Annotated in this window: 22 protein-coding genes; 13 read left to right on the forward strand and 9 right to left on the reverse strand. The window is 54.7% G+C overall.

Annotation, left to right across the window (positions count from 1 at the left end; all coding sequences use genetic code 11):
- Positions 1–376: 376 nt before the first annotated feature.
- The 6 genes from K7H09_RS12625 to K7H09_RS12650 all read right to left on the reverse strand — a co-directional run bounded on the left by K7H09_RS12625 (position 377) and on the right by K7H09_RS12650 (position 8,473).
- Positions 377–1,369: an adenosine deaminase gene (locus K7H09_RS12625; RefSeq protein WP_027957439.1), complete on the reverse strand. Its 993-nt coding sequence runs from the start codon at positions 1,367–1,369 to the stop codon at positions 377–379.
- Between the two features lie 27 nt (positions 1,370–1,396).
- A complete protein-coding gene (cydC, locus tag K7H09_RS12630) occupies positions 1,397–3,127 on the reverse strand; it encodes a thiol reductant ABC exporter subunit CydC (protein ID WP_141441033.1) in 1,731 nt (576 codons plus the stop codon).
- On the reverse strand, positions 3,124–4,797 hold the full coding sequence (cydD, locus tag K7H09_RS12635) for a thiol reductant ABC exporter subunit CydD (RefSeq protein ID WP_141441032.1): 1,674 nt from the start codon (positions 4,795–4,797) through the stop codon (positions 3,124–3,126). The genes cydC and cydD overlap by 4 nt, the downstream gene beginning before the upstream one ends.
- Positions 4,798–4,800: 3 nt before the next feature.
- Entirely contained in the window at positions 4,801–5,802 is a 1,002-nt protein-coding gene (gene cydB, locus K7H09_RS12640) for a cytochrome d ubiquinol oxidase subunit II (protein WP_009286907.1), read from the reverse strand.
- Positions 5,803–5,804: 2 nt separating this feature from the next.
- The gene (locus K7H09_RS12645) at positions 5,805–7,220 is read right to left on the reverse strand and encodes a cytochrome ubiquinol oxidase subunit I (RefSeq protein ID WP_141441031.1); all 1,416 of its coding nucleotides are present in this window, start codon (positions 7,218–7,220) and stop codon (positions 5,805–5,807) included.
- A 275-nt stretch (positions 7,221–7,495) separates the two neighbouring features.
- Positions 7,496–8,473: a calcium/sodium antiporter gene (locus tag K7H09_RS12650; RefSeq protein ID WP_141441030.1), complete on the reverse strand. Its 978-nt coding sequence runs from the start codon at positions 8,471–8,473 to the stop codon at positions 7,496–7,498.
- A 345-nt stretch (positions 8,474–8,818) separates the two neighbouring features.
- Between K7H09_RS12650 and K7H09_RS12655 the strand changes: the two genes are divergently transcribed.
- The 9 genes from K7H09_RS12655 to K7H09_RS12695 all read left to right on the forward strand — a co-directional run bounded on the left by K7H09_RS12655 (position 8,819) and on the right by K7H09_RS12695 (position 17,812).
- On the forward strand, positions 8,819–10,192 hold the full coding sequence (locus K7H09_RS12655; protein ID WP_027957441.1) for a paraquat-inducible protein A: 1,374 nt from the start codon (positions 8,819–8,821) through the stop codon (positions 10,190–10,192).
- Positions 10,185–11,870: an intermembrane transport protein PqiB gene (gene pqiB / locus K7H09_RS12660; RefSeq protein WP_039859017.1), complete on the forward strand. Its 1,686-nt coding sequence runs from the start codon at positions 10,185–10,187 to the stop codon at positions 11,868–11,870. Before K7H09_RS12655 ends, pqiB begins: the two co-directional genes overlap by 8 nt.
- Positions 11,871–11,880: 10 nt before the next feature.
- Positions 11,881–12,465, forward strand: a complete 585-nt coding sequence (locus tag K7H09_RS12665; protein WP_022523273.1) for a PqiC family protein — start codon at positions 11,881–11,883, stop codon at positions 12,463–12,465.
- A 65-nt stretch (positions 12,466–12,530) separates the two neighbouring features.
- Complete coding sequence (locus K7H09_RS12670; RefSeq protein ID WP_022523272.1) at positions 12,531–13,037, forward strand: helix-hairpin-helix domain-containing protein; 507 nt, start codon at positions 12,531–12,533, stop codon at positions 13,035–13,037.
- Between the two features lie 272 nt (positions 13,038–13,309).
- Positions 13,310–14,566 carry a DEAD/DEAH box helicase gene (locus K7H09_RS12675; protein ID WP_009286911.1) on the forward strand — a complete coding sequence of 419 codons (1,257 nt, stop codon included), beginning with the start codon at positions 13,310–13,312 and terminating at the stop codon, positions 14,564–14,566.
- Between the two features lie 95 nt (positions 14,567–14,661).
- The gene (locus K7H09_RS12680) at positions 14,662–15,165 is read left to right on the forward strand and encodes a hypothetical protein (RefSeq protein WP_138801483.1); all 504 of its coding nucleotides are present in this window, start codon (positions 14,662–14,664) and stop codon (positions 15,163–15,165) included.
- Positions 15,166–15,173: 8 nt separating this feature from the next.
- Positions 15,174–16,382 (forward strand): CynX/NimT family MFS transporter, encoded by a 1,209-nt coding sequence (locus tag K7H09_RS12685; protein ID WP_230804820.1) that lies wholly within the window; start codon positions 15,174–15,176, stop codon positions 16,380–16,382.
- 25 nt (positions 16,383–16,407) lie between these two features.
- On the forward strand, positions 16,408–17,484 hold the full coding sequence (locus tag K7H09_RS12690) for an asparaginase (RefSeq protein WP_009286913.1): 1,077 nt from the start codon (positions 16,408–16,410) through the stop codon (positions 17,482–17,484).
- Positions 17,485–17,572: 88 nt separating this feature from the next.
- On the forward strand, positions 17,573–17,812 hold the full coding sequence (locus tag K7H09_RS12695; RefSeq protein WP_027957446.1) for a DUF2789 domain-containing protein: 240 nt from the start codon (positions 17,573–17,575) through the stop codon (positions 17,810–17,812).
- Between the two features lie 37 nt (positions 17,813–17,849).
- Here the strand turns inward: K7H09_RS12695 and K7H09_RS12700 are convergent, their stop codons facing one another.
- On the reverse strand, positions 17,850–18,266 hold the full coding sequence (locus K7H09_RS12700) for an SRPBCC family protein (RefSeq protein WP_022523267.1): 417 nt from the start codon (positions 18,264–18,266) through the stop codon (positions 17,850–17,852).
- 221 nt (positions 18,267–18,487) lie between these two features.
- Here K7H09_RS12700 and queC point away from each other — a divergent pair, with 221 nt between their 5' ends.
- Genes queC through K7H09_RS12720 form a run of 4 tightly spaced genes read left to right on the forward strand, consistent with a single transcriptional unit; the run spans position 18,488 to position 20,962 of the window.
- Positions 18,488–19,201 carry a 7-cyano-7-deazaguanine synthase QueC gene (gene queC / locus K7H09_RS12705; RefSeq protein WP_230804822.1) on the forward strand — a complete coding sequence of 238 codons (714 nt, stop codon included), beginning with the start codon at positions 18,488–18,490 and terminating at the stop codon, positions 19,199–19,201.
- On the forward strand, positions 19,201–19,857 hold the full coding sequence (queE, locus tag K7H09_RS12710; RefSeq protein WP_230804823.1) for a 7-carboxy-7-deazaguanine synthase: 657 nt from the start codon (positions 19,201–19,203) through the stop codon (positions 19,855–19,857). Before queC ends, queE begins: the two co-directional genes overlap by 1 nt.
- A complete protein-coding gene (locus K7H09_RS12715) occupies positions 19,857–20,708 on the forward strand; it encodes a 6-carboxytetrahydropterin synthase (RefSeq protein WP_027957449.1) in 852 nt (283 codons plus the stop codon). Before queE ends, K7H09_RS12715 begins: the two co-directional genes overlap by 1 nt.
- On the forward strand, positions 20,705–20,962 hold the full coding sequence (locus K7H09_RS12720) for a YkgJ family cysteine cluster protein (RefSeq protein ID WP_022523263.1): 258 nt from the start codon (positions 20,705–20,707) through the stop codon (positions 20,960–20,962). Before K7H09_RS12715 ends, K7H09_RS12720 begins: the two co-directional genes overlap by 4 nt.
- Before the next feature lie 21 nt (positions 20,963–20,983).
- Here K7H09_RS12720 and K7H09_RS12725 read toward each other — a convergent pair whose 3' ends face one another.
- Positions 20,984–24,883, reverse strand: a complete 3,900-nt coding sequence (locus tag K7H09_RS12725; protein WP_027957451.1) for an AAA family ATPase — start codon at positions 24,881–24,883, stop codon at positions 20,984–20,986.
- A 27-nt stretch (positions 24,884–24,910) separates the two neighbouring features.
- A complete protein-coding gene (locus K7H09_RS12730) occupies positions 24,911–25,594 on the reverse strand; it encodes a tRNA-(ms[2]io[6]A)-hydroxylase (protein WP_022523261.1) in 684 nt (227 codons plus the stop codon).
- Positions 25,595–25,973 lie beyond the last annotated feature (379 nt).

The raw sequence follows: 25,973 nt of genomic DNA on the forward strand, positions 1-25,973 counted from the left end.
CATGATCAAACTCTTCAGTTTAAGATCTATGTGATCCTTACATGTCACCCGAGGGCAACAAAAGCGGATCAAACTTGGCTCAAGGTTCAAACGAATTCATTCAACTGTTGTTTAAAAACTTTCGTTTAAAAACTGTCGTTCTCATGACCGCTTGCCTTGATATTTGGTGATTTGTCACCAACATCAGCAAGCGCCCACATGAATTACCTGATCAAATTGTTAAAGAGCTAGTCGATGAGGCCGTGCCCCGTTGACGTGTGCGTATACTACCCGATTCACCGCCAGGGTCAACAGCGATTTGAATATTTATGAGTAAAAACCTAGCACTGCATCTGATTAAAACAGCGCCTAGTCTGTGTGACTAGGCGCTGTAATGCTATACCCCAGCTAAACGAGCGAGAAGTTCTTCGCGTCGGCCTGGGCTAGTAAAGGCTTCCTCAATGGCGTTGCGGGTTATCTGACGAAAAACCGCCTCATCCCAGTCAAACGCATCGGCACAAGCAATGTGATTGGTCAACATACCGCCACCAAAATAGGCGGGGTCATCCGAACTAATGGTTACTTTGAGCCCTTCAGCCAAAAGCTTGGGCAGCGGATGATCACGCAAATCCTCTACTACCTTTAAGCTGACGTTTGAAAGTGGGCAAACCGTTAGAACAATCTGTTCACTGCGCAAACGCTCAACTAGCACATCACTTTCTAAACAGCGCACCCCGTGATCAATGCGCTGAACATCAAGGATATCCAGGGCTTCTTTAATATAGTCTGCGGGGCCTTCCTCCCCGGCATGGGCCACGCGCACAAGCCCAAGCTGCTTAGCGCGCTTAAACACCTCAACAAATTTTACCGGTGGGTTGTTTTGTTCAGCGCTATCCAGACCGATGGCATCTAGCATTTTCCAATAGGGAGCGGCTTGCTCAAGTACATGCAACGCCTCCTCTGCGGGACGGTCGCGGAGAAAAGCCATAATCATGCCGATAGAGAGGTCGAGGTTATCCTCTGCCTCCTGCTTAGCTTTTAATAGCCCAGCCATTACCACTTCAAGCGGCACACCACGCTGTAGGTGCGCCTGGGGGTCAAAGTGCATGTCGATATGCACAACACCCTCCTCCCGCGCGCGCTTGAAATAATCCATCGCCAGGTCGTAAAAATCTTCCTCGTTACGCAGCACGCTCATGCCCTGAAAATAGAGATTCAGGAACCCCTGCAGATCATTGAAGTGGTAAGCATCTTTGGCTTCTTGAACTGTCGTATAGGGCAGCTCAATCCCATTACGCTGTGCTAGTGCAAACATTAGCTCTGGTTCCAGCGAGCCTTCGATATGCAAATGGAGCTCTACTTTAGGAAGATTGCGTAAAAATTCGTGCATGGAGGGCTCCTGGCTATCTCTTATCAATTAATCAATATCGCTCATTACCGATTCTTTAAGTGCGAACTGGCTAAGTCTACCGGCATCTAAATGCCAGTGGTACTCGACCCCCGGCAATGGGTTCAGTGAACCAACTTGATGGACAAAGAATATAACCGTTCGATTAAGCAGCCATTGATCCAGGGAAGCTGCAAGGTGGTTTGCCGTCACCGCATCAACGCCTGCAAATGGCTCGTCAAGAATCACCACTTGAGGACTGCAAAGCATTAGCCGTGCTAATGCCAAACGCCGACCTTGACCACCCGATAGCTGCTGGCCTTTTTCGCCCACCGACGTGGCTAAGCCTTTCGGCAGTTGCTCAACCCAACCATCCAAGGCAACGGCCTTCAATACCTCCCAGAGGTTTTCATCGCTTGCGGTGGGGTTGGCAATACGCAGGTTCTCAGCAATAGAGGCATCAAACAGATCCACCTGCTGAGTGAGCATAGCAAAGTGATTAGCACGGCTTTCGACCGAGAGCTGCCACACTGGCACGCCACCCACCATCGCCTCACCCTGAGTTGCTTGTAAGCGTCCCATCAACACACTGGCTAAAGACGATTTTCCGGCACCAGAATTGCCGGTAATCACCGCTCGCTTTCCAGCGGGTAGTTGAAAATTAATACACCTTAGCGCGGGCTCTAATGTTTGCGCATAGCGCAGAGAGAGCTGATTAACCTGAACGCTGAGATCAACATCTTCAGGTAGCGTAACAACAGGGGCAGCCGACGATGAATCGCTGGTTAGCGCATTTAACCGACGCACCGCTGCATAGCTAGCGCCCAGCTTGATAAAGCTAGCAGGTAGTGCGATAAACGCCTCATTCACCCCCAGCACTATCAATGCAACCATCACCAAAACAGGGCCCGTGACCAGCTGCTGGCTAAATACCAGGCTAGCGAACCACACAACTGCCACTACCATTAATCCGCTTATGACACTCACCAGGCAGTTTATTAGCGCCGCCTTACGCCCCAAGCGGCGCTGATTGCCGAACGCTTGCTGCTCTTGAGTCGCAATCATCGTCCGGTGCCACTGGGTCGTTTGATAGCTCATCAACTCGGCCGAGGCCTGTACTTGGTCGACCACTAGGCGGCGCAGCGACTGCTGGTCAACCACCTGCTGATAGCTTTGCGAAAATCCCCAGGCAGCCGCTAACAAGGTCGCTACTAGCCAGAGCAAGCCCAGCGTCACCGCCATCAGCACGGCAATACCGGGCAACCAAATAGCCACAAAAAGCGACACAGTCACTACACCAAGCAGCGCCACCAATGGTGGCACCAAGAGTCGCAGATAAAAATTATCCAGGGTGTCGATATCAGCCGTTAAACGGCTCAGCAAGTCGCTGGCACGCTCACCGTGCAAGCGAGCATCGTCAAAGCGCGTTAAATGGCCAAATACCCGATAACGCAAGTCGGCAAGCAGCGTTAACACCGTATTATGGTTATAGAGACGCTCGACATAGCGCGCAAGGGTGCGCGCCAAAGCGAAGAAGCGAATGCCGCCACCGGGGATATAAACATCAAGTCGCGCGGGAATACCCAGAGCCAGGGCGATACCGGTCAGAGCACTGGCGGTAATAAACCAACCCGACAACCCCAGCAGCGCAAGCCCGGCTATCAGGGTGACCCAAACCAACAAGGCGCCCACCAAAAAGCGCCTGCGGCGGCGCACTAAGAGCAGCAGCCAAGGGCGGAAGTCACGGTAAATAGTCATCATGAGGCCACCTCTACCAGTTCACCCTGTTCAAAAGCTAGATGGCGTTGAGCGGCGGCAATCACGGCCGGATGGTGGGTCGCTATGACCAGGGTGCGCCCCTCTTGGGCAAGCTCAAGCAAAGCAGCCATCACGAACTGCTCTGTCTCTTGATCTAAACTCGCCGTCGGCTCATCTAAGAGCACCAACGGTGCATTGCTAAGATACACTCGCGCGAGGGCAAGGCGTTGAGCTTGGCCACCCGATAACCCTACCCCACGCTCGCCGATTAACGTATCCAGACCCTCGGGTAGCTGAGTTAACAGCAGCCCAAAACCAGCACGATGCAGTGCGGCGAGCATTTCTTCACGGGAAGCTTCGGGGGCCGCCAAACGTAGATTATCGATCAAACTGCCGTGCAAGAGACAGGGCTGCTGATCCAGCCAGGCATAGCGGCTACTTTCTTGTCGAAGGTACTTGCCAGCGCTTGGGGCGATAAAGCCCGCGAGCAGCGCTAACAGCGTTGACTTGCCGCTACCGGAGACACCGCTAAGCACCACTACCTCACCCTGCTGAATGGTGAGATCGATAGGGCCTATCACTTGCCCACGGCTAGGATAAGCAACGCAAGCAGCCTTTAACTCAATGGCCGACCTATCTGACCGCGGAGCCATATAGTGATGCCCACTCACCAAACTTGGCTGATTGAGGATATTCACCACGCTCTCGGCGGCACCGAGTGCCGCCGCGCGATCATGGTAATGCTGAGAAAGCGTGCGCAGCGGTTGGAAAAATTCAGGCGCGAGCAGTAACACCGCTAAGCCCGAAAAAAGCGTCAACGATGTTGCCGGCCCGTACTCGATATAGCCCAGCAGGCCGAAACCGACATACATAGCCACAACCGCAATCGCGACCGAGGAAAAAAACTCCAGCACCGCTGATGAGAGAAAAGCTAACCGAAGGGTACGCATGCTAAGACGCCGATAACCATCCGTGGCATACCAAACATCCTGCTGTGCGGCTGACGTACGGCCAAAAAGCTGCAGTGTGGTCATACCGCGCACACGGTCAATAAAATGCGCTGACAATCGCGATACCGCAACGAACTGGTCGCGATTAAGGCGCTCAGCTCCCATGCCAACCAATGCCATAAAAAGTGGAATAAGCGGTGCAGAAAGCAGCAGGAACAGCGCCACCAGATAATCCAGCCAACCCGCCACCGCCAGAATCAATAGCGGCAAACAGAACGTAATGCGCAGTTGAGGGTAAAAACGCGCAAAATAACCTTCCAGCGCATCTATATGCTCAACCGCCTGATTTGCCAGCGAGCCGCTATGCTGATTGGTAAGCCACACCGGGCCCAAGGCAGACAGTTTATCCAACAGCTGAGCTCTGGCACGCTGTCGAATTCGCAGGCTCGCCTCCAGGCTTAATGTTTCATGCCCCCACTGAAAGGCAGCGCGTAACAGCACACTGCCCACCAGAAGGGAAAATATCGGTAATAGAGAAATGGGTGATCGATGATGCACCACTAGCTGATCAATAAGCCACGCAAGCCCAACCACCACGACTATCGTTTGACTACCTGCCAACACGCCACAAAGCGCTGAACCAAGCAGGCGTTTACGCTCTCCCTTAGCCAACGCTTGCAGCCAACTGCGCGGCGTAAGAGAAAGCGTGTCTTCAGTTACCATGAATCAGTGGTATCCCTCGCCTACACGTACCTTGCCGCGGAACACCCAATAGGTCCAGGCGGTATAGGTCAATATAATCGGGATAACGAATACCATACCTACCAGCAGGAACAGCTGTGACTCCGGCGAAGAAGCCGCATCCCACAGCGTATAATCCGGCGGCACGATCACCGGCCATTTACTGACGATCAGGCCTAAATAGGTGAAGACATAAATGCCGATAGTGGCCAGGAAAGGCACCCCTTCACGCCGTTTTTGCACCGAACGAAAAACCACAAAAGCACAAGCCAAGGCAGCAAATGGAAAAACCCAAATCAATTGAATATTGCCGAACCAGCGCTCCCAGACCAGAGGATTCACAAACGGCGTCCAGAGACTAATCACGGCGAAAACAAACAGTACCAGCGCCAGCAGCAGCGGAGTGATTTTATAAGCCCAGTCCTGTACATGTCCCTCTGATTTCAGTATCAGCCAAGTCGCCCCTAACAGCGCATAACCTGCCATCAAGCCAAGCCCCGTTAGCACAGAGAAAGGCGTTAGCCAGTCAAAGGCGCCGCCCACATAGGCAAAATCTTCAACCGGAAAACCCTGGATATAGGCCCCTACAACGGCACCTTGCGCAAAGGCGGCAACCGCCGACCCCCAGCAAAAAGCGCGGTTCCACCAGCGCCTGTTACGGCGTGACTTGAAACGAAATTCAAAGGCAACGCCACGGAATATCAAGCCTGCCAACATTAAGAAAACGCCGATGTAAAGTGCAGGCAAAAACACCGAATAAACCAGCGGGAAGGCGCCTAATAGTCCGGCCCCGCCGAGCACTAGCCATGTTTCATTGCCATCCCAAATTGGCGCCACCGAATTCATCATCACATCCCGAGCATCTTCATCCGGAGCAAAGGGGTAGAGAATACCCAACCCCAAATCAAACCCATCCATAAGCACATACATCATGATGCCGAAACCGATAATGAAGGCCCAAACTAACGTTAGATCAAACATTTCCATGTCTAGCTCCTCACCGGGTCAACGTCATCATCAAAAGGTGTATGCGCCGCCGACATAGGCCGCATGGGGCGCTTGAAGTTCTCGTCGGTGGTTTCGCGTTCCTCTTCCGGCAGCATGCCGTTACGCACCACACGGGTGAGGTAATAAATGCCCGCGTAAAACACCACGCCGTAGACCAAGGCATAGCCAATCAGCGTAAACAGCGCCATAGGGCCGGTGAGCGACGGGGTTAAGCCCTCGGCATGGGTCATCATGCCGTACACCAACCAAGGAGAACGGCCTGACTCTGTGACGATCCAGCCCGCCAAAACAGCCACAAACGGCATGGGAATCATTGCCGTCAGGCCTTTTAAGAATAGACGTTTGTCATAGATACGCCCTTTGCGGCGCAACACCAGCCCCGTCAGCGCCACCGCAATCATTAGCAGACCAATCCCTACCATAACTCGGAAGCCCCAGAAGACGATTAGCACTGGCGGCTGCTCTTCAGGCGCCGCTTCACTAATCCCCGGCACCTCCCCATCAACAGAGTGAGTCAAGATAATGCTGGCCAAGTTCGGAATAGCCAGCTCAAAGTGGTTGGTTTGTGCTTCCTGGTCAGGAATGGCAAACAGCAGCAGCGGCACATTGCCAGAGGTTTCCCAGTGCCCTTCCATGGCAGCCACTTTAGTCGGCTGGTGCTCCAGGGTGTTTATGCCATGAAAATCGCCGATGACGGCCTGAGTCGGTGCCAAAAAAAGCAGCAGCCAGAGGCACATAGAGAGAGCTCGGCGATTCGCTTCCGGGTCTCGATCGCGCAACAGAAACCAAGCACTCACCCCAGCGACAACGAAGCCACCGGTCAAGAATGATGCAACGGCCATATGCATAAAGCGGTAAGGAAACGACGGATTAAAGATCGCCTCGCTCCAGGAGGTCACGTGGAAGCGGAAGTCAACTAACTCTACGCCCGCAGGGGTATGCAACCAGCTGTTAGCGGATAGAATCCAGAAAGAAGAAATAAAGGTGCCCACCGCCACCATAATGGCAGCAAATAAATGAACCCCTTGAGGCACCTTACCGCGGCCGAATAGCAGGACGCCCAGGAAGGCTGCCTCTAAGAAGAACGCGGTGACAACTTCATAGCTGAGCATGGGGCCGAGGAAATTCGAAGAGGCCTGGGAAAAGTTGCTCCAGTTAGTGCCAAACTGGAATGACATAACGATGCCTGATACCACCCCCATCCCAAAGACAACGGCAAACACCTTTGTCCAGAATAGCGAGAGGCGATCCCATGCAGGGTTCTTCGTTGTGAAGAACAGACCATGGAGCAGCGCAATATAAGACGCTAGACCAATCGTAAATACGGGGAAGATAGCGTGAAACGACACAACGAATGCAAATTGCAATCGCGATAAAACCAGCGGATCAAGTTCCATTTCACTCTCCTAAGACCTGAATCGATATCCCATCAATGGGCTAACACAAGCTTAGTTGAGCCTTTATGGCAGTGCACTTTTAGTTATAAGCACTAAGCTTATTTCTTTACGCTAGTTTTTTACACTACTATTCCTGCGTTACTTTGCTTCACGCAACTTAGCTTCCGTCACTAGCGCCCCTCTTGGACAGCCATTGTATTACAGTAGCCGGATGTCCAAGATGGGTCGCATTGACGCACCAATTACCCTTGCGGTGCGGTATGGCAAAGTAGGCACTATCGCGACATAATAACGACGCTGACCATATAGCTGGTGTACGCGACAAACAGCGCCAGCAGAATCCCCCCCTCCAAGCGATTAATGCGCCGCGGGCGACCACGCCAAGAAAACGCAAACAGGATCATCAGCAGCGTCATACCGGTCATCACGCTCCAGTCGCGCACGAGCACCTCTCGCCCCGCCTCAATCGGCGCAATGACACCGGCGAGGCCGACCACCGCCAAGCTATTAAACAGGTTAGACCCAACCACGTTGCCTAGCACCATATCGTGCTCTTTTCGACGCAGGGCAGTAATCGAGGAAGCAAGCTCAGGGAGCGACGTCCCGATGGCGACTACGGTCAAACCAATAATCAAATCGCTCACACCAAAGCGCAGTGCAATTTCAACGGCTCCCCACACCAGAAGCCGCGAACTAGCGATAAGCAGCACCAACCCCACCAGCGTCCACATGATGGCTTTACCGCGAGACATCGGCTTGCTATCCAGGGTTTCAGCGACCTCAGATACCAGCGCATCGTCGGACTGATTGCGAGAACGCAGAATGCTCACAACGATAAAGACAACCAATGCCAGCAACAGGCAAACGGCCTCCCAACGCGCGACGAATCCATCCAGCAGCATTAGGCCCGTTGCTAACATGACCAGCATCAATATCGGCATCTCTTTACGGATAACGCTAGAGTGCACCGACAGTGGTGCAACAAGGGCTACCAAGCCGAGAATTAAACCGATATTGGCAATATTTGAGCCATAAGCATTCCCCACCGCCAAACCTGGATTTCCATCCAGCGCCGCCAGCACGGATACCATCATTTCCGGCGCCGAAGTACCAAACCCAATCACCAGCATACCGATCAATAGGGGTGACAAACCAAGCCAACGAGAGGTTGCCGCCGCGCCGTCGATAAATTTCTCAGCGCTCCAAACCAGTAAGATCAATCCAACTACAACTGCTAATGTGGGAAGCAACATTTCATTTCCTTCATGACATAATGATCGGTACTGTTTTATAGGTTGTGCTTCTGAGCAACACTTCATTGCAACGGCAGTAAGATGCTATTACTAGCAATGCCTGCCACTATATGGCGAAACTAGCACGTAAACCTGACGCGGAAGTACGCGGCCAATCAGGTCGAATCTAACTGTTCGCCATTGCGCCGCAGCATCGTTGTCTAAACTAACCCATTGGTCAAGCGGCCAGACTATGTTTTTAAACATTATTTCAGTGACATAGACTTGCTAAAATGCGTGTTTGACATGCTTAATCCGCCACATCCTAGTAGTTTTGCTAGGGGTTCGCACTGAGAGTTTTGGTTTTTGCGCCCACAAAAATTGATTAAGCGCCGTCCACTGCCCGTCAACGCCCCCCTTGTTGACAGCTTGCCGCCTGAGGTTAGAACTCAGCGACGGCGTTTGCGTGCCTGCCACGAATGCGACTGGGTATCCGCGCTACCGCCGTTAAATTCTGGCGAGAAAGCAAGCTGCCCACGCTGCTCTCACGTGTTGGTTAAGCGCCATCGCTACCCCGCTCAGCGCAGTATGGCCCTGGCCATCGCCTCGCTTGTCGCACTAATGCTGGCAGTGTCGTTTCCGTTTATTAGCTTTACGGTCAGCGGAGTAAGCAACCGCATCGAGCTGACCCAGACCGCCACCACACTGATTGGCTTTCACCAACCCGTGGTGGCTATCGCCGTTATTATGACCATAGTGGTGCTGCCAGCCGTGTATTTGCTTGGCGTTCTTTGGCTTCAATTTGGACTACTTCGCGATCGCCCCCTGCCCTTTAGTCGCGATATTGCACGCTCACTGGCGCATTTAACGCCGTGGATGATGGCCGATGTCTTTATTATTGGCGCCTTGGTGAGCCTGATAAAAATAGCGGGCCTGGCCGATGTGGAAATAGGTATCTCCTTCTGGGCGTTTTGTGCATTTGCGCTGCTGCTGCTGATGACAAGTCAGTCCCTGGATGCCGATTGGATGTGGTTCTCGCTTGAGGGAGAACCACTGGCTCCCGAAGGTACCCGGACAGGCCTACCCGCTGGTGAACAAGGGCTGACCGGCTGCCCAACCTGTGGACTGATTAACCGCCTATCGCCCCAGGGCCGTGGGCATTGCATTCGCTGCCATGAAAAGCTTCACCAGCGTCTTCCTAACAGTTTGCAGCGCACTTGGGCACTGCTGGGCGCCTCTGCCATTATGTATATTCCAGCCAATATCTACCCCATTATGACCACTACTAGCCTAGGCAACTCCTCGCCTTCAACGATTATTGGCGGTGTTGTTCAACTGATCCAGATGGGCTCCTGGCCAATCGCAGCGGTTATCTTTATCGCCAGTGTTATCGTACCTGTAGGCAAACTCGTTGCGCTAACTTGGCTTTGTTTGGTGGTTAAGCGTAGCAGTGCGCTCAATGCTCAAAGTCGCACGCGGCTGTATCGTCTAACAGAATTTATTGGTCGCTGGTCAATGGTTGATGTCTTCGTGGTGGCTATCTTAGTGGCACTGATTCGCGCTGGCTCCCTGATGTCAATTACGCCAGGCCCTGCGTCGCTCGCCTTCGGCGCCGTGGTTGTGTTAACCATGCTTGCAGCAATGACCTTTGACCCGCGCTTAATTTGGGATACCCCTCTTCCACATCGTCACCCTCTTCTTCGCCGTAAAGCGGCCACCAAGGAACCTGTTGATGGCTAACGAAACAGAATCGTCAAACACTGACCCGATTAACGATCAGGAGCTAAATAAGGCCAAAATATCGCACCAGACCAGATTATCGCCCATTTGGGTGGTACCGATCGTCGCGATTGCTATTGGGTTATGGCTGGTTTACGACAATTACGCTAGTCGTGGAACCCAGGTGACGCTGACCATGGAGAGTGCTGAGGGCATTGAGGCGGGCAATACGCTGATTCGCAGCCGTAATGTTGAAGTAGGCCGCGTACAAAGCGTGCGCCTGTCTGACGACCTTTCCCATGCAGTGCTGACCGCTCGTATTCAGCCGGAAGTGGAGGACCTTCTGCGCGAAGATACCCGCTTTTGGGTGGTTAAACCGCGCATTGGCCGTGAAGGTATTAGTGGGTTGGGTACCGTGCTCTCTGGCGCTTATATACAGCTTGAGCCAGGCACAGAGGAAGCACCACGGCGAGAATTCCCCGTTAGCGATATCCCCCCTGTTGCACCCGCTGGCCAAGCGGGACTGCGTCTTAGCTTGACGAGCCAGTTAGGTAACTCACTACGCGTCGGTGACCCGGTCTCCTATCAGGGCTACACCGTGGGACGCATCGAAGAAAATAGTTTCGAGCCTGAGTCACGCACCATGCAACATCAGCTATTTATTGAGGAGCCATATACAGACTTAGTCACCGACAGCACTCGCTTCTGGACCTCTAGTGGTGTCGATTTCCGCTTAGACGCCGACGGCGTTCGGGTTAACGTTGAGTCATTGGAAGCGCTGCTGGGTGGCGGCGTTACTTTCGGCGTGCCCGAAGATCTGCCCATGGGTCAGCCGGTTGAAGCCAACACACGGTTCACTCTCTACGCTGATGAGGATGCCGCTCGGGAAGGAACCTTTAATCGTTATTTGGAGTATGTACTGCTGGTCGATGAAACGGTACGCGGACTCTCCAAAGGCGCACCGGTAGAGTTTCGCGGGGTACGCATGGGCACCGTTGCCGCCGTACCCTGGAACTTTACCGCTCCGCAGCCCGACTCACGGGCACGCTTTGCCATCCCCGTACTGATCAGAGTCGAACCTCAGCGCCTAGGGATCGAAAATAGCGATATTAACCTGGAAGAGTGGAAGGCGAGATTCCAACGCATGTTCGGCCTCGGACTACGCGCCTCGCTAAAAAGTGGCAGCCTGTTAACGGGCGCTCTGTTTGTAGACTTGAACTTCCACCGCGACCTTGCCGATGAGTATGTCGCCGAGCGCTTCTCAGATCGAGATGTCTTCCCCACCGTAGCAGGCGGCTTTGCTCAGATACAGGCCCAGGTAACCGATCTACTTGAGAAACTAAACGCCCTTGAGGTTGAACCGCTGTTAACCGGTTTGGATAGTAACCTTCAAGCTTCTGAGAGCATGCTGAATGAGGTTCGCGACGTGAGCGCCTCTCTTAATCAATTGCTCAATGATCCTGAAACCCAGGCTGTGGGCGGCAACCTCAACGCAACCCTGGAGGAATTGCGCAGCACGCTACAGGGGCTATCGCCGTCATCGCCGGCCTATCAAGAGCTGACAACCGCCATTGAGCGACTGGATCGCTTGATGCGTGACCTGCAGCCTTTGACTCGCACGCTCAACGACAATCCCAGAGCACTGTTGTTTGATAATCTGGATGCTCAAGACCCCATACCGCGTGCGCCACGTGATTAAGGAGCGAACGATGTTTACATGGATGAGATATTCACTGCTGCTGATCTGCTTGTTGCTATCCGCCTGCGCCAGCAGTGTCACGCCCCCCGCTCGCTATATGCTGCCAAGCGACCCATTGGCTAGCACACCCCGCCAGCCCGAGGGTACGCTTATAGTGAGCGCACCACGGCTAGCCCACTACCTGGATGTCGACGGCATTGTGATGCAGCTAGACGACATTACACTGAATGCCGCTCGGGAACACCAGTGGGCAGAAGGCTTAGGCAGGCAATTAGAGCGGAGAGTGCGCGCCAATCTATCCAAAGCGTTGCCAACACTTAGGGTTATGCGTGGTGAAGGTGATCAATCCAACGCCCTCACCCTGCGCCTGAACGTAGATCAATTCCAGGGCCGCTTTGATGGTATCGCCGTGGCTAGCGGCCAATGGCAATTGCTAAACGATGCCGGCGAGCTGTTAGAGATGGAAACTTTCTATGCCGAAACGCCTCTTGCAGAAGATGGCTATCCCGCCCTGGTGCGTGCATTAAGTGATAGCTGGGATCAAGCTGCCGAACTTATCGCCACTAAAATACGTCAGGGCGATTATTTTGATTAATCAGTGCTTTTCTAAACTGAGTTTGCTGCACTACGCTTAATGCTAACCCTCTCAGGGATGTCAATATGCCAGCTGAACCAAGCCAGACCACGGGTCTGCCCGCTGAACAACTACGCGATGCCATTAACGCCCTAATGCATACCGTAACGGCACTGCTTGAGGGCGAACCGACTCAAGGAGTCCTCGAAACGGCTTTAAATAGCCACGATGCTCTGCGCGATCAGTTAGCAGCCCAGGCTCACGATGCCACAACGCTAGCCGCGCTTCAGCGCATTGAGCAGTTTATTACTATTCAAGCTGGGCACTATTATCAAATGGCTAGCGTCGATTTTGATGAACAGCAAAACAGTCGTTTTCTCACCCTCTTTGCGCGACAACTACTGGGGCTCGACGGCATAGGACCAGCCACGGCCCGCCAACTGTTTCAACTTGGTGTTTTCACCCCTGAGCACTTTTTTACATTAGCCCCCAAGGAAGTGGCCCAGCTTGATTTGCCTGCGGCTACTTTAGCGCGGTTAATCCCACTGCATGCCCAGGCCCCATCGCTGGAACGATTCAGCGAAACAAGCTGAGGCCCTATAACCGTGTTACACTACTCGGCTTATTACTGACACGTAGTTTTCTGGTGTGTCCGTGCACACCAGAATGATAGTGCTGCTTGGCGCTATAACCTTCACGTCTCCTGTCACGGTCATCCACGGCTACCCAACGACCATCGCGGCACACTGAATTATCTGGCACACTTCGCTGCCGCGAAGGTGAATCAACCTCGCTTTTTGAACATTACATCTAGTGATAACAGCCACTTACCGGTATTAACTCACTAGGTGACTGCGGAGAACGCATGAGCTTTTCTGAACTTGGCCTGCACGCCGATTTATTACGCGCTGTTACAGCGCAAGGTTACACCGAGCCTACCCCGATACAACGACAGGCTATCCCCGTCGTACTAGAAGGTCGTGACATGCTGGCCAGCGCCCAAACCGGCACGGGTAAAACCGCTGGTTTTACGCTGCCAATGCTGCAACGTCTAAATACCGGCAAACGACCTACAAAGCGTCAGGTACGTGCACTGGTGCTAACCCCTACCCGTGAGCTTGCCGCTCAAGTAGGCGAAAGCGTGTCGACCTACGGTCAACATCTGGCACTGCGCTCCCACATTATTTTTGGTGGCGTTGGCCAGCAGCCTCAAATCGATGCCCTAAAAGCCGGTTTGGATGTACTTGTAGCTACCCCTGGCCGCCTGCTGGATCTTCACCAGCAGGGGCATGTGGATCTCTCCTGCGTTGAGATTTTAGTGCTTGATGAAGCTGACCGTATGCTGGATATGGGCTTCATTCACGACATTAAGCGCCTGCTGCGCCTGGTGCCTAAAAAGCGCCAAAACCTGTTGTTCTCGGCGACATTCTCTAACGAGATCCAAACCCTGGCACAACAGTTGCTGGATAACCCGGCGATGATTGAGGTAGCGCCACGGAATGCCACAGCCGACAAAATTGAGCAGGCTATTTACCGTGTCGACCGCGAGAAGAAGCGCGAACTGCTGGCTCACTTAATTCAACAGAACGGCTGGTTCCAGGTTCTGGTATTTACGCGCACCAAACATGGCGCTAACCGCCTTGCAGAGCAGCTCTCCAAGCAGGACATCCCTTCCATGGCGATCCATGGCAATAAAAGCCAGGGAGCTCGCACTCGCGCGCTAACGGCATTTAAGAGCGGCGACCTGCAGGTACTCGTGGCCACCGATATCGCTGCTCGCGGCCTGGATATCAATGAGTTGCCCCACGTCGTCAATTTTGACCTACCCAACGTGGCGGAAGATTATGTCCACCGCATTGGCCGCACCGGCCGTGCGGGCAGCAATGGCGAAGCCGTTTCGTTGGTGTGTGTCGATGAAGATGCCCTGCTGGGCAATATTGAGCGGCTAATCAAGCAGAAGCTAACAAAGCACATTGAACCTGGCTTTGAGCCCGACCCCAGTATCAAACCTGAGCCCATCGAGAATGGTCGACGCAACCAACGTCAGCCTCGCGCCAAACGCAAGCCCGAAGGCCAGAGTGCCAATACCGGCGGCGAGCGTAAACGCCGCGCGCGGCGCTAGCTCAGAGCGCAGGAATATGCGAAGGTGTCGCCTTTGCATATTCCAAGCCGCTGTTTCCAGCAGCTATTTTAGCCAATACTTTTCACGGAGTGATTATGGCGTCTTCTCAACTGATGGCCGAGTATCGCCAATGGCTGACGTTCCAACGTCAAGAGCAGCTCAGCCGCGAACATCAAGGGATCGTGCAGCGTTTAGAGGACGCCCGTGCGTCAGCTAATCAGGTGCTTCAAGCCTACCGCAGTATGGCTGAAAAGGCCTCGACCGAAGGGGCCTGCTACCGCACGATTTTCTTGCGTCAACGGGATGACAACCACGCCCTCCCCTGCGAAGGCTGGCTTTTTGTACGCCGAGTACTGAGCGAAGGCAATAGCACCCGCGTACGTGTCACCCTGCTTGAAACTTTTACCCTTGAAGATGGCATCATGGCGCCGGGCGATAAACCTGCTCGCAAGCTTACTTTAGAAATATTTGACCAGTTGAATATGGATAAAGGCATGCGCACAAACGTCAGGGTCGACTGCCTGGATACTCCCCAGGATTACCACTTCATTACGCTACTCGATGCCGTTCGCGGAGACTTGCGTCCCCACCTCAAATAAGCACTAGTATGGCAACGCGTCGCTCGGTTACGTTTATTTTGCTGATGGTCGTGGTGGGGCTTAATTTACGCCCCGCCATGTCTTCGGTTGCCCCACTGCTTACTCGCCTGCAAGAAAGCGCGGGGCTTTCCGCTACCGCTGCGGGGTTACTCACCACGCTGCCCGTGCTGTTTTTAGGCCTCTCCGCCCCGCTTGCCCCTGCCCTGGCTAGACGTATAGGCAGTGAACGGGCGCTAAGTTCGGCACTGGCACTACTGGCTGCGGGGTTGGTTTTACGTGGTTTACCTTTCCCCGGTGGGCTCTTTATTGGCTCGGCGATGGCAGGCTGTGCGATCGGCATTGGCGGCACCCTGCTACCGGCCCTGGTTAAGCGTGAACTTCCCGATAGTGCCGACCTGCTTACCGGTTTATACACCATGGCACTCTGCTTAGGTGGCGCCTTAGGGGCTGGGTTTAGCGTCCCATTAACGCAACTGCTCGGCAGTTGGCAGGCGAGTTTGATGAGCTGGTCACTGCTGGCGCTGTTCGCACTGGTGCTTTGGCACTTCCAAATGCCCCGAACCACAATGACCAACACGCCGACAGCGCCCAAAAGCGGTATTTTACGGCTTCTTAAGCAACCGCTTACCTGGCACGTCATGCTGTTCATGGGCATTCAATCGTCCATGGCGTACATCGTATTTGGCTGGCTGCCTACTCTGCTGGTTGATCGCGGTTATAACGAGGCCGATGCGGGCTGGACAATGGCGGTGTCGATTATGTGCCAGCTAGCCTCCGCGCTAGGCGCGCCCTGGCTTGCACGAATGGGGCGTGACCAGCGTCCCGCGCTATTGGCTGTGCTGCTTAGCACCGCCATTGGCCTATGGATGCTACTTATTGCGCCATTAGTGTGGCAATGGCCAGGCGCCGCTTTACTGGGTATCGGTCAAGGCGGCAGCTTTAGCCTGGCACTGAGCCTACTCGTCTTACGCACGGCCAACTCCCGCCTTGCCGGTCAGCTTTCTGGGCTGGTTCAGGGCGGTGGTTATACACTGGCAGCACTTGGGCCTTTTGGTGTGGGAGTTATGCTGCAAACAGGCGCCAACACATCACAAATCGCTTGGTTATTGATTATTCTGATCACGGTTTGTTGTGGCTTTGCGCTACTGGCGGGCCGTAATCAGCGTCTAGATGACCAGAGCGGCGAACTTTTGATACAGCGCGTAAGACCCACTTAGCAGGTTTCGCACAAAGCCCCAGGAGATGGCGATGATCCCTCACTCCCCTCTTGCCAGCAGCGTTCCCGCCCAAGAGCGAATATTAGTCATTTACACCGGCGGCACCATCGGTATGCAACAGCATGCTGAAGGGCTTGCGCCTAGCGGTGACTTTGCCACTCGCATGGCAAAGGCCCTGAGCCAGCTACCGCTTGCCCAACAGCAATCCCTTCCACCTTATAAGGTCGTCAGCTACACCACGTTGATTGACTCAAGTGCGGCCACCCCGCTCACTTGGCAACAGCTCGCCCAGGATATCGACGACCGGCTAACGGCCTTCGCCGGTTTCGTGATTATTCACGGCACTGACACACTCAGCTGGACCGCTTCCAGCCTCGCCTATCAACTCCAGGGGCTAGATCGGCCAGTGGTCGTCACGGGCTCGATGTTGCCACTAGAATCGCCCGACAGCGATGCCTTGCACAATTTGCACGGCGCGCTGCAGTTCGCTGACAAGCCTGAGCTCCAAGAAGTGGCGATTTACTTTGCAGGGCAATTGCTGCGGGGTGCCCGCGCCATTAAGCAGCACAGCGAAGCAGCCAACGCCTTCGCAAGCCCCAACTACCCACTGCTCGGTGAGCGGGTAGGCGATGATTTCGTTTATTACCCCAGCCGCGGGCTTGGCCTGCAGCAGCGTGGCGCGCCACGTTTCGAGCTCCCCGACTACCGCCTGGTCAATCAGGGAGAGATCGTGCGCATCGCTCTTTGGCCGGGCGTAGCAGCCTGGCAGCTGGATGCTTGGTTGAGTGATTCACGGGTAAAAGGGGCGTTACTTCAGCTCTGGGGCGCGGGTAACCTCCCCGACGATCCCCACTTGCTTAACGTACTTGCCAGAGCCACCGGCGAAGGCAAACTGCTTGCCGCCATTAGCCAGTGCCCGCAGGGCAGTGTCCACCTGGGTGCTTATGCGGCAGGTCACGGCCTGAGCGATGCAGGCGTTGTGGCAGGCGATGATATGACGCCGGAGGCGGCGTTCACCAAGCTAGCCCATTTACTGGCCCAGCCACTCGCGTTAGAAGATCAACGACAGCGCTTTTTAACACCACTGGTTGGCGAACGTTGATCAAACAAAGGCTTTTGTGTGCTGGCGCAGACTGAGAATCAAGCTATGTTATAGGGAGCATTCTAACCGTTTGAAGGAGCAACAGATTATGGAAAAGCCGGTACACCATTTCAGCGAACTATTCGAGCAGTTGGGATTGGCGTCTGATGCAGCTTCAATCGAGCGCTTTATCCAGCGCAACGCCCCACTTCCGGAAACGATGCCATTGTCTGAAGCTCCCTGCTGGAACGAGGGCCAGGCAGAATTTCTGAAAGAAGCCGTAGATGACGATGCCGACTGGGCAGAGGTCGTTGACCACCTTGACGCCTCAATGCATAAACCACAATAAGTCGGTGGCCTGATCACCAAGGCGCTGCTAAGCGGCGCTACTGATTTAAACGTGCCTCAACGCGCTCAAGAATTTGTCGGCTGACTTTGCCGACTAGTGGCTTGGCCGCTTTGTTGACGGCTTTCTCCATTAACCGGTTGCGAATTTCATAGCTCAACGTTAATGCCACTTCGGTACCTTCTGGCACCTCGCGAAGGCGATAACGTCCCTGGTTCTTCACACCATCCAAGGACTCCCAGGCAAGCACATAAGGCGGCTGAACCTCGGTAACCATGACATCAAACGCCCAGTCCATGCCCACGGCACGTACGTGCCAGCGGTAACGGTTTTCGCCCAGCGTTTCTATTGAGCGAATCAGATCCGAGTAATCGGCAAAATCCTCGACACGACGCAATAGTTCAAACACTCGTTCGGGCGGAGCGTTAATGATTTCACTATGTTCAATAGTTGCCATTGGTTCGCCTCTAACGACATGGATGGATAGCGTAGCATGTTGATATTCATGCTGCCCGCCTACGCACTTTTTTACTTCAATCAGGTACATGGTAAGCGCTAGAACTGGTCAGACTAACGGCTATTGCGTAAACTGCCGCCCTTCCGGACCGGACCCCGGAACGCCGCGTCAGCTAAACGCTGCTCGCGATTAATAAATTCTCCGACAAAGAGTGTTTTCTCATGTCATCAATACCCCCAGTGGCGGCTGATACAGCCACCACAACCGTCGTTATCTATTCCGGTGGAATGGACTCTTTTACCGTGCTTCATCGCGCGCTGCGAGAAGGGCTTAGCGTACACGCGCTTTCGTTTGACTATGGTCAGCGGCATGCTCGCGAACTCGACACTGCACGCCAAGTGTGCGCCTCGCTGGGGCTACCCCATCAAGTAGTCGATATTCGCGCCATACACGGCCTGATTGATCATTCGGCGCTCACCAATCCAGATCAAGCAATGCCCCAGGGCGACTATGATGTGGACAACCTGCGCGCTACCGTCGTACCCAATCGCAATATGATCTTGCTCTCCCTGGCGATTGCCAAGGCTGTGAACATTGGCGCAGAACGAGTCGACTACGGTGCCCATGGCGGCGACCACATTCTCTACCCCGACTGCCGCCCCGAATTCGTCGAAGCAATGAACCATGTCGCGGGCATCGCCAACTTCGAGCCAGTGAAGCTACACGCCCCTTATCTCAAAGTAAGCAAGGCCGACATACTGCGTGAAGGCTTGGCAATGGGATTGGATTACCGCCATACCTGGACCTGCTACGAAGGCCGTGAACTTGCCTGCGGCGTATGCGGCAGTTGCCGCGAGCGGCTGGACGCCTTTGCCGCCAACGGTGTTACCGATCCATTGGCTTACAGCGTAGACAGCGCAGTAGGTCGGCGCTGATGTATCAGGTCAAAGAAGCCTTTTACACCCTCCAGGGGGAAGGTGCTCAAGCGGGCAGAGCGAGCGTTTTCTGTCGTTTCAGCGGCTGCAATCTGTGGTCGGGCCGTGAAATTGATCGGGCGACGGCTAAATGCACCTTTTGCGATACTGACTTTATTGGCACTAACGGCATCAATGGCGGCAAGTTTGCTACTGCTACCGCCCTTGCTGAACACATTGCCGGGCTCTGGCCCAGCCAACTCGGTGATGCCAAGTCGCACGCGACGCCCTATGTGGTGTTTACCGGCGGCGAGCCGCTGCTGCAGCTTGACGCAGCGCTGATTGCCACACTGCATAGCCATGGGTTTGAGGTGGCCGTCGAGACCAACGGTACGCTGGCTCCGCCACCAGGTATTGACTGGCTGTGTGTCAGCCCTAAGGGCAGCAATCCGCTAGCCGTTACCCAAGGCGACGAGTTAAAGCTTGTCTACCCTCAGGTGGACGCTCCCCCGGAGCAGTTTTCAAGCCTAGGGTTTCGCCACTTCTTTCTACAGCCGATGGATCTTGCCCCTCTCAATCAGGATAAGACCACCGTGGCTGAAGCGACCGCCTACTGTATGGCTAACCCCCAGTGGCGCCTATCGCTACAAATGCACAAATTAGCAGGTTTTGATTAATGTCCCTATTCGTGAACCAACTGACCCATATTGACGTTTCCCTTTGGTGTTCCGAGCGCGGCCTAGTAGGCTGCAGCTGGCAGGTGGACGCAGTGCTGGATGGCGAGCTGGGCGAAGATGGCATGCTGTTCGATTTTGGGGAAGTCAAGCCGTGGATCAAGCGCACGCTAGACAGCGGCCTCGATCATACTCTGCTGGTACCTACTCAGGCGCCTGGGGTCACGGTGACGGGATGCCCCGAAGGTGTGTGCGTGCGAACCACCACGCCCTATCCGATGGAAGTGCGCGGCCCCAAGGAGGCGTTTAGCCTGCTGCCGTGGCAAACCATTGAGCTTGACACGGTCGCGGAGCACTTAAGTCAGCAGCTGACTGAAGAACGGCCTGAGAATGTCCATCAGGTTACCCTTACGCTTAGCGACGAGGCCATCGATGGCGCTGCCTATGGCTACTCGCACGGCCTGAAGCGCCATTTAGGCAACTGCCAGCGTATCGCTCACGGCCACCGTTCACGGCTACACATCTTTCAGCAAGAGCTGCGTCAACCTACGCTCGAACAACAGTGGGCCGCATGGCTGGAAAATCGCTACCTGCTTGAAGAGGCGGATATCACCTCACGGGATAACGATTTCCTTACCTGCGGCTATCGCGCCGCCCAAGGTGATTTCTCCATTACGCTGCCACAGTCGCTATGCGCAGTCCTCCCCGGCCCCACCACGGTAGAAAATATCGCCGCCTGGCTGGCAAAAGAGGTTGCCACGCAAAGCGGCGTAACCACGCGTATCCAGGCCTTTGAGGGCATCAACAAGGGCGCGATTGCCGTATGTTCACCTAGTCCAAGTGCTAGGCTATGAGTGAAGGGTGTCGTGCGGGGTGTGGCGCCTGCTGCATCGCGCCTTCAATTAGCTCAGCTATCCCCGGCATGCCTGAGGGCAAGCCGGCGGGCGTTCGCTGCGTGCAGTTAGACGAGGATAACCTGTGCCGTTTGTTCGGGGATCCGAGCCGCCCCAGGGTCTGCGAGCGGTTTAACTTTGACGCTAGTGTGTGCGGCGAGAACCGGGAAGAGGCGCTCGCCACGTTGACGTGGCTGGAGCAGGACACCCGTTAAAGAGCACCCTGCTTTAGCTTATCAACCTTCAGCGCCTACCGGCCGAGGCAAACGGCGATCCAACAAGCTGATCCAACGGGTTAGCACCGGCGCATCGCTGTGGCTGACTTCGCTCAATAACTGCCTAAAACTCTCTTTCGCCTGCTGGTCGTTGGGCTCAATACGCGTCAGCCATAGTTCAAGGGCCGCTAGCTCCTGGTGGCGATTGCCGTGCTCGCGGGACTGGTTTATCGCCATCTCAGCCAATGCCTTGACTTCATTGGCGGGGTGTCCAAGCAGATCACGCACTTTAGCCAGTTGGGTGGCTAATTCGGGCAAAAATAGCGTGGTACGCTCACGGGCAATCACCAAGCACTGATCGAGGTACTCCTCTGCGGCATTTAACTCGCCTAGTTCAATGCAGGCATCCGAGTACCACAGCACCGGCCGCTGGTAGCGGTCACGGCCGTTCAGCTCCGCCATCTGATCCAGGCTCTCGCGTAACTGAGTCAACCCGGTAGTATCACCTGCCAAAGCTCGTTGCCAACCAAGAATACACTGGCTGGATATTTGCCACAGCTGTAAATCGGGCGTTCCGGTCATTGCCGCCGCCCGCTCCGCGTGCCGCGCGGCCAAATGGACGTGGCCTAGCTGACGATAGAGCGCAGCGGCAAATAGCAGCGCCAGCGCCAAGGTACCGGGGTGAGCAATCTTCTCCGCCAGCCGAATCGCCGCCGAAACTTGCCGCTCGGCACGCTGATAATCACCACGCAGGCAGAGCGCCCAGCCCTGAAAGCAGGCGGCTGAAACTTGTGGATGATCAGAGAACGGTAGCCACTCGATCATCATTTGCGCATTGAGCGGATCGATTTCATCTAAATGGTCGTGAGCCTGCTGAATGCGACCCGCCCAGTACTCACAGTTGGCCCGGGCATAATCGGCCAACCGACGATAGCGAGGGTCTTCAAGGCGTGAAGCAAGATCAGCGAGCGTCGACGCCAGTGCAAAGGCATCGGCATGAGCATAGCGCTGGCTACGCCCCACCCAAAGCCCCCATTTGACTAGGAATATCTGCTCAAGATCTTCTGGATCCTCCAATCTATCGGTACCCGATTCGCGCAGCAGTTCCCTCGCACGCACAAAGCTTTCGTGAGCGGTAGGCGAGCCGTGGCCCTCAAGTGAGAACGCCGCCTGACCACGCACGGTGAGCAGACTTACTTCACGCTCAATCTCATGCTCAACGTGGCGCAAGCTCGCCAAACCGAAATCGGCCATGCGTAGCGCGGTTCGGTTGGCGCTCACCTTGAGCGCTTCACGGGCGGCCAATTCGAAATAGCGTGCACCACGGGCATAATGACCGCTCCGGCGCAGGTGAGTGGCAAAATCGCCGGGGTGGCGACTAATCCAGACAGGGAAGCGCTCCTCTATTAGGGTCACTACCTGTTGGTGCAGCTTGACCCGCACATCCCGCGGGCAAGAAAGGTAGGCAGCTTCTTGCAGCAACTGGTGGCTAAACTGATATTCGTGCTCGCCGCTCTCTTTATCGACCGGCTCGACAATCTCCAGCGCCCGCATATGTTCGAGCGCCTGGTTAAGTCGCCCTTTTTCCCAGCCGCTACACTCCAGTAGGAAATCCAACCGGAAACGCTTACCCAGCACTGCCGCTACGTGGGCAATTTCGCGGTCACCCTCAAGCTGATCAATACGGCTTGCCAGCAACCCTAACAATCCTTTGGGCAGTTCATCGAACTGGACACTACGCCCTTCGCGACGATCCATATCCAGACGCCGACAAATTTCCTGCATATAGAGCGGCACGCCATCGCAGCGCTCAATAATCTGGTTACGTAACCGTGGGCTCAAATGAATGCGGTAGCGCCGTGACAGCTGTGACAATAGCCGTGAGGACTGCTGCGGATCCAGATTCCCCAGACTAATCTGCTGATCCCAATGCAGCTTCACCGGCAGCAGTTCTCGGCCGTGGTGGCTAGCCACCAACATAAAGGCGGTATTGATAGGTAAACGTGCCTGCAACCCAGCGAGCACTTTAAACGAAGGCTCATCGAGCCACTGTAAATCATCGACCATCAGCACCAGGGTATGAGTGGTCGCCTGGCGCTCGATTAAGCGGTGCAGCAACATCACCACCAATTCAACGGCTTCACCGCTTTGGGCAAGCTGGGTGATCTCCTGAACTTCGTGCACCCCAAGCGCCTCTTCCAACAGGTGCTGACGCTCGGGCGTAAGCTGGTCAAACTCAAGCGTTGCCTGTAGCTCGTGAATCGCCTCGATAGTCAGCGGTTGCTTGAGATACCAGCCCACCAGAGTCCGGGCAACGCCGTAGGGATCTAGCACCGACAGCCTCGTGGTGGGCTGCCAGCAAATTGCCGCATCGCGACTAAGTTCTAACTGGCGGAAACCGACCATCAGCGCCGATTTGCCCATGCCAGATGCCCCGCGAACTAACACGCTTTGACGCAAACCTATACCTGCCCGCGCCAACGCGTCGCGCAGCGTACGCAGCGAGGTTTCACGCCCGACCAGGCTAGGCGGCAGTGCATCGCGACCGCCTTCGTTTAGGCCCAGCACTAAAGCGCGCAGTCGAACGCGACCGTCGCTAGCCACCAAACGCGATACCAAGCGTGGCTGTAGATCAAGCGCGGGCGGCATGTGCTGACTGGCTTCTTGTGAGATAACCAGCTCACTGCCTTCAGCTGCGCTCATTAGCTCCAGCGAGGTTTGGGTGACTTGCCCCAGCGGATCCGCCAATTGCCGCTCGGGCAAGTAGACGACTTGCCCACTGTGCAAACCAGCAGCTAACTCAAATTGCGGCACTTCGCCTTCGCCAGACCAGTGGCGAGCACTCTCCTGGGGAAGCGCCTGACGGCAGTGCTCATAGAGCGCCACTAACTCAGCCAGTTGGTGAGCAGGCCCATGGGTACCGAAACACGCCAGCCCCAAGCCACCAGTGGCGCCAGGCAGCCAGAAGCCGCCCAAGTGATGGCACTGCTGCTCTAGCCATCGCAACAGCTCTAACTGCAGAGTGAGGCAATGTCGGGTCGCGGCTCGGTCTTGCCACTCCCCTTTCAGGCGCAGCCGGATAGCCATCACGGAAAGTTGGCGCAGCTCAATCTCATCTTCACGCAGCGGTTTACTGTCTGCCGCCAGCGCGCGGGAAAACGCGCCCTGGGGACTCATCATCCGGGGGTCATGGTGGCCGTCAGACCAGTAGCTTGCCAACTGTAAGAAGCTAGGTTCAGGCTGCTGGCCTGACAACGCCAGTAGCTGCAAGTAGCTATTATACTGCTCGTGCGCGGCGGCCATTTGATTCTGTTCAGCCAGTTGGCGAACCAAGCGCTCATGAAACGGGCCATAGCCGGAAAAGCGACTGACCAGTGTTTCCAGGATCAGGTCAGGCACATCGGTATGTGCTTCGAGTACTTGTTCAGCAAAACGAATGACGCGCTGGCGCCACTCATTCCGCACCTGGACTAACCAGCGCTGAAACTCACTACAGGTGGCCAATTGAAGTTCTTCAATCAGGTCACCTTGGTAACAGGTCATCAGTGCTTCCAGGGTATCCAAGTCGCGCGGCCCTTCAAGCAGTTGTTGCAGTGTATGCAGGTCGACTTTCCAATTGGCCGGAAGCTGGAAGGCAATCGTTTGCCGTGAGACGCTTAATACTTGGTCGGCGCTCTCCCCCAACGACTGGCGTAAACAGTGCAGCGCGTGACGCAGGTTAGTTCTGCCTGAGGATAACCCTTGGTCAGGCCACAGCAGTTCCGCCAGCGCGGCGCGGTTAACCGGCTGACGATGCAGCAGCAGATAAACGAGCAGCGCCTTCACTTTGTCATAGCTAAAGTGGGTTAATACGTCTTCGCCCTGGGTAAGCGAAAAGTGACCAAAGAGAGTTAACTGGTCTGTCTCACGAGCATCGCGCATGATAAACATCCTGCCGGGCTAAGCGGGTTAAGCTGGCACACCGCTATGGAAACGAAAAGCCGTATCGGGCGTAGTAATCAGCTCCGCTTCACGCGCTACAAAAAAAGCGATCCGCTCATCAATAGAGCCCGATGTCTGCTGGCGAGCCAGTAATAGGTAGTCCTCAAAGTGACGGCCTTCTGACTTCACCAGGGTGCGATAAAACTTGGCGAGCTCTTCATCTAAATACGGAATCAAGCAAGCGAATCGTTCGCAACTACGCGCTTCGATAAGGGCGCCAATGATGAGCACATCGATTAACCGTTCGGGATCATTGCTGCGCAGGTGTCGCCTAAGGCCTTCCGCGTAGCGTGAAGCGGTCAAGTGTTGGTAGGTCACCCCACGCGCCTCCATGAGCGCAACCACTTGCTCGAAATGGAGCAACTCTTCGCGCGCCAATTGCGACATTTTGCTTAGCAGAAGTGGCTGATCAACGTAGCGATAGAGCAAACTCATGGCGGTGGAAGCGGCTTTTTTTTCACACTGAGCATGGTCGACCAGCAGCGTTTCAGGATTCTCTAACGCCCATTGCAGCCACGCCTCAGGTGTTGCACAGGCCAAAAACTGGTGCAAACTTTCCGGCAGCAGATCATCCGCTTTCACCGCATGATCTGCCGTTTGTAAGGCATTCTTTTGTTTAGAGGGCGGAAGTGTACCGGGTTGTATCAACATAACACCATTACCGAGCTTATATCTCACTATTGTACAACATATAAGCGCGCAAGGCGCTTACAGTTCCCTGTTGAATTGCGTTCTTCATACCCTGAATCGCTTATTACTAATGTAGTTGCGCGCTTAAAAATGCTCCACACACTTTTAATCAGCTCGCTTACGTAAGTACCACAGCAGTTAGATAGCACTAGGGTCATAAAGTGAGGACTATGGTAACGCGCTGTAAAGACAATCACACCTGCACAACCTGTGGTTAGCCCGTAAATGGGGAAAAAACTTTCCTGTTTTTACGCCAATAGACTAATAAAAAGCGTTTTTTTGATCCGTTTAAATCAAGGTATCAACATAAAGTACAAGAGTCGTCTTTGCTTGCCAGCTT

Origin of the sequence: Halomonas sp. IOP_14, assembly GCF_021021315.1 — a bacterium.
Taxonomy (GTDB): Bacteria; Pseudomonadota; Gammaproteobacteria; order Pseudomonadales; family Halomonadaceae; genus Vreelandella; species Vreelandella titanicae.

Bases quoted from the DNA above. Each gene is read 5' to 3' on its own strand.
- K7H09_RS12625 (WP_027957439.1), bottom strand. From the start codon at position 1,369: ATGCACGAATTTTTACGCAATCTTCCTAAAGTAGAGCTCCATTTGCAT.
- cydC (WP_141441033.1), bottom strand. From the start codon at position 3,127: ATGATGACTATTTACCGTGACTTCCGCCCTTGGCTGCTGCTCTTAGTG.
- cydD (WP_141441032.1), bottom strand. From the start codon at position 4,797: ATGGTAACTGAAGACACGCTTTCTCTTACGCCGCGCAGTTGGCTGCAA.
- cydB (WP_009286907.1), bottom strand. From the start codon at position 5,802: ATGGAAATGTTTGATCTAACGTTAGTTTGGGCCTTCATTATCGGTTTC.
- K7H09_RS12645 (WP_141441031.1), bottom strand. From the start codon at position 7,220: ATGGAACTTGATCCGCTGGTTTTATCGCGATTGCAATTTGCATTCGTT.
- K7H09_RS12650 (WP_141441030.1), bottom strand. From the start codon at position 8,473: ATGTTGCTTCCCACATTAGCAGTTGTAGTTGGATTGATCTTACTGGTT.
- pqiB (WP_039859017.1), top strand. From the start codon at position 10,185: ATGGCTAACGAAACAGAATCGTCAAACACTGACCCGATTAACGATCAG.
- K7H09_RS12665 (WP_022523273.1), top strand. From the start codon at position 11,881: ATGTTTACATGGATGAGATATTCACTGCTGCTGATCTGCTTGTTGCTA.
- K7H09_RS12670 (WP_022523272.1), top strand. From the start codon at position 12,531: ATGCCAGCTGAACCAAGCCAGACCACGGGTCTGCCCGCTGAACAACTA.
- K7H09_RS12675 (WP_009286911.1), top strand. From the start codon at position 13,310: ATGAGCTTTTCTGAACTTGGCCTGCACGCCGATTTATTACGCGCTGTT.
- K7H09_RS12680 (WP_138801483.1), top strand. From the start codon at position 14,662: ATGGCGTCTTCTCAACTGATGGCCGAGTATCGCCAATGGCTGACGTTC.
- K7H09_RS12685 (WP_230804820.1), top strand. From the start codon at position 15,174: ATGGCAACGCGTCGCTCGGTTACGTTTATTTTGCTGATGGTCGTGGTG.
- K7H09_RS12690 (WP_009286913.1), top strand. From the start codon at position 16,408: ATGGCGATGATCCCTCACTCCCCTCTTGCCAGCAGCGTTCCCGCCCAA.
- K7H09_RS12695 (WP_027957446.1), top strand. From the start codon at position 17,573: ATGGAAAAGCCGGTACACCATTTCAGCGAACTATTCGAGCAGTTGGGA.
- K7H09_RS12700 (WP_022523267.1), bottom strand. From the start codon at position 18,266: ATGGCAACTATTGAACATAGTGAAATCATTAACGCTCCGCCCGAACGA.
- queC (WP_230804822.1), top strand. From the start codon at position 18,488: ATGTCATCAATACCCCCAGTGGCGGCTGATACAGCCACCACAACCGTC.
- queE (WP_230804823.1), top strand. From the start codon at position 19,201: ATGTATCAGGTCAAAGAAGCCTTTTACACCCTCCAGGGGGAAGGTGCT.
- K7H09_RS12715 (WP_027957449.1), top strand. From the start codon at position 19,857: ATGTCCCTATTCGTGAACCAACTGACCCATATTGACGTTTCCCTTTGG.
- K7H09_RS12720 (WP_022523263.1), top strand. From the start codon at position 20,705: ATGAGTGAAGGGTGTCGTGCGGGGTGTGGCGCCTGCTGCATCGCGCCT.
- K7H09_RS12725 (WP_027957451.1), bottom strand. From the start codon at position 24,883: ATGCGCGATGCTCGTGAGACAGACCAGTTAACTCTCTTTGGTCACTTT.
- K7H09_RS12730 (WP_022523261.1), bottom strand. From the start codon at position 25,594: ATGTTGATACAACCCGGTACACTTCCGCCCTCTAAACAAAAGAATGCC.